Source organism: Vibrio sp. 5S239 (genome assembly GCF_041439575.1).
In the GTDB taxonomy this organism is placed as follows: Bacteria; Pseudomonadota; Gammaproteobacteria; order Enterobacterales; family Vibrionaceae; genus Vibrio; species Vibrio kanaloae.
The window spans coordinates 1-3,598 of the sequence record NZ_JBGOOM010000046.1 but is presented as its reverse complement, the minus strand read 5'-3'; the positions used below and the strand labels follow the sequence as shown (position 1 = coordinate 3,598).

The 3,598-nt window shown below is 33.7% G+C and carries 1 protein-coding gene; it reads left to right on the top strand.

All coding sequences use genetic code 11. The features are described from left to right. The first annotated feature begins 142 nt into the window (after window positions 1-142). Window positions 143-2,947 (top strand): NACHT domain-containing NTPase, encoded by a 2,805-nt coding sequence (locus ACED48_RS20230; protein ID WP_017057320.1) that lies wholly within the window; start codon window positions 143-145, stop codon window positions 2,945-2,947. The last annotated feature ends 651 nt before the right edge of the window (window positions 2,948-3,598 follow it).

The window sequence follows — 3,598 nt, the reverse complement described above, 5'->3', positions numbered from 1 at the left end:
AAGGTGTTATGCGGTGGCTTCGTATTACGTTGCTCACTACTTAGCTTAGCGTTAGCAGAATTGTGTTCCGTAATATAGTCTAGTAATGTAGAATGAGCTATGTGTGTTTATGTGCATTTCAATTTGATGATTAGGTGATGTTTTGGAAGATTTGAAAACTATACTGTCTAGGCTATCTAAATATTTGAGTGATTATGATCGTTTGGGTAAACCAAACGACGCTCGGAAAGTTGGCGAGTGCGTATGTAGAGTTATACTACTCAGTTCTGAAAGTGAAGCAACTCAGGCTTTAAGTTCAAAAAGTAAGTTTCAAGAGCTAATAGACTCTATTAGTAAAAAAAATCTAGATGTAAATGAAAATCACATTAAGAAAATTAAACTGGATCTTAAAGTCCTTCAAGATTTTGGTAACATAGACTCTCACGACAATGAAGTGGATATTAATCGTTCAGATAGTTCAAGGATAAGACTTTCTGTCGAAAGTCTTCTAAGAAATGTTTTTGATTCCAAAGAACATATTGATATTGACCAATCACTTCCCATGCCAATATATCACTTTATTAGTAAAGATATTTCTGAGTCTGAAGATTGGAAGTGTACAGACATAATTTCAATAGTATATCCAAATAGATATGTTACTAAAGCGAGTAAGAGTAAAAACTTTGAATTTTATCATCTGTCAGATGTAAATGGAAAAGGAGTTGGGTTTGTTTTTCTCGGTCGAAATGTTAGTTTCGCTGGCGCATTCAAAGAATTATTTGAAGAGCATAGAAATGATATAGATAAACTAATATCAATATCATTTCTTTTTCCAAAAGAAATTAGCAAAACCACTGGATTAGAAGTAAAAAATAGAAAGTCTAGTATAATTTCCAAATGCCAACCTTATCAAAGTTCACATCAAAATATTGAATTTTCACATCATTTTATTGAAGACTATATCTGGGATTATTGTTTAATCAATGCTTTGAAAGATGGAAGCCATGTAACTACAGAGCCTTTTTTCGTTGATCAGTGGTTGTATAAAAATGAACAAGAAACACTAAGTTTAGATTTCATTGATTCAATAATTAGCAAAACTGATGATGATGCCAAACCTATTAATGTTGTAGTGGGTGACGGCGGAGTTGGTAAAACTACATTCTGCTTGCAGGTTGTTGAGAAAATAGATCGACTTCTATTGAATGGCCATAAGAAAAAAGCGTTGCTTTTGTCTTCTTTTGACCTTCCAGATGAAGTAGGAAATAATGGGGAAAGAGTTGATTCAATTCAAAGTTTATACCGAATATTACAAGACGATCCTGACTTGACTCTTGACTCAAAAAATTTGGCTCTAAATATTAGTTCTGGTAACTTATTTATTATAATTGATGGTCTTGATGAGATTGAATCTAAATTAAAAGAAAGATTTAATTTGGATCTTTTCATTGACTCAGTCGTTGAATTAAATGAAACGTACAAAAACTGTTCTGTTCTAATTACTTCTAGAGAAAATAACTCAGAGAGATTTAATAGAAGTCAAGTTGATATTTTTAACTTGAAAGGGTTTAATAGAGAATTAACAGAGAAATACTTAAACATTCGCTATAATGACGATAAGGAATATAGTGGTAAGAATTTTGATAATAAGGTTATAAACCATATAGAAAGCTTATCTCTTGATAGTGAAACTAATGTTACCCCTTTAATAATAAGGCTACTTTGTGAACTAGTCGAATCTGAAGACAAAGGAAGTATACCTTCCACTTATGATGAATCTAAATTCTTCATAATGTCAGAACCTTTAGATAAGGTGCTACATCAAATAATAATGAGAGATATCCTTAAACAGAACATTTCAATTACTAGTGATGATTACTTTGAAATTTTGAAGGATATCGTTTTTGATTATAAAGGAATGATCTCTAAAACGGATTTAGATGAATTATTAGAATGTTCGCTACATGGAAAATACACAGATAATTATACGGAGTTTTATGTTTCTCCTTTGCTGATCAGGCAGGGTGACCACTTTAAGATAAGGCATGACTCTTTTGAATTTTGGCTAAAATCTAGATTTATTGCTAATAAAATAAACAACCAAGATTTAAATCTGGGGCAGAATGTATTAACATCTATTTCTCGTGATTGTTATAAGGGTGGGGCTTTAGTGGAAGATATTAAGCTTCATCGGCATAATGATGATCTAATCTTCTTGAAAAATTTCATAAGTAAAGCCATTCAAGAATTGGACAGTGCTAAGTTTGAAGAAAAATATAAGTATAGAAAAATACTATCTAGCCTCGCTTATTTAGCTATGCCGAAGGACTCTGGCAATAGAGAAGTATATACTGAAAAGTTACTAAACCTGTATGGTAAGCTTAAGGGAGAAAGGATTAATAACTTGTCCATTTATGGTGACTTTCATCCGTTAGATTTTAGGTCATTTTCTGTAATTGATGGATACTTCAATGGCTACTTGAATTTGTCTAAATCTACATTTCCTAGTGAAGACGTAGTATTTGTAGAATCAGAGTTTATCGATGTAGATATTGCTAGTTTCGGAAAAAATGACATTTCAGCAGATAACTTCCAAGATTGTATATTGCCTGATGAATTCAGGGAATTCATAAAATCAACCGAGCTTTCGGTGACTGAAAAGATAGATACTATTAAAAATGATTTGAAGAAAATATTCCGAGTTGGATTTAGACAAAATTCATTTGTTTGGAAAACAGAAGAGCTATATAAACAACAGTGTACATCTTTAAAACACAAGTTAAACCTTTCTAAGTATCTAGAAGTTCTAGTCCAGCAAGGTTTTTTGTTAAAGCAGCCAGCTAAAAACTCATCAGGAAAAGGTTTTGTTTTAAATAAGGAACATGAAAATAGCGTCAAAGACTTTATTACACAGAGTCTTATTAATGAATCTATCGAAAACCTTCTGAATGTACTGCAAAATAAATAGGATGAGAACGTGTAGGTAGAAAATTCTGCTAACAATCTGTTTAAGAGTGATTCGCAACGCTTGGCATTTTTGCTATGCGTTGCGTTTTGTGTTTATGGTGGTATGCAGGAGCATTGGTATTGCGTTGCTCACACCTTAACAGGGCGTTAGTTGCCAGCGGTAAAAATGCAGCTAAATCAGAATATTTAGGGCTAATGTATCGTGCAATTTTGCTCTGTTTTGTGTCTGGGCGTGGTTTGCTGAAATTGTTTTCGATTTTTAGTATTGTGGTTTTTTTGCCGTTTCAGACGCAAATGTACTCGTTGAAAGTCAGCTTTGTGACATTGTCTTTCCAAAAGGTCTTTTTGGTGCTTTTGGCCAGTTTTCTGCGGCGTTGTAAGTTCCAAGTGGTTTCAGTGACAGGCGCTTTGAAACTGTGCCTGAATTGAGTGTTTCAACACGCTGAAAAACGGCGTTGGCAAAGTGGAAATGAACTGGAAATCAAAGGTTTAGAATGGCAACTAACAAAGCGTTTAAGGCAGATTCGCAACGCTCGGCATTTTTGGTTTGCTTTGAATTTAGTGTTTACGGCACAATGGCTTAGGTCAGGTGGCAGTGTTGCTCACTACTTAACGCGGCGTTAGTTTGCAAAGGGCAGAAAAGCGTTTGTGG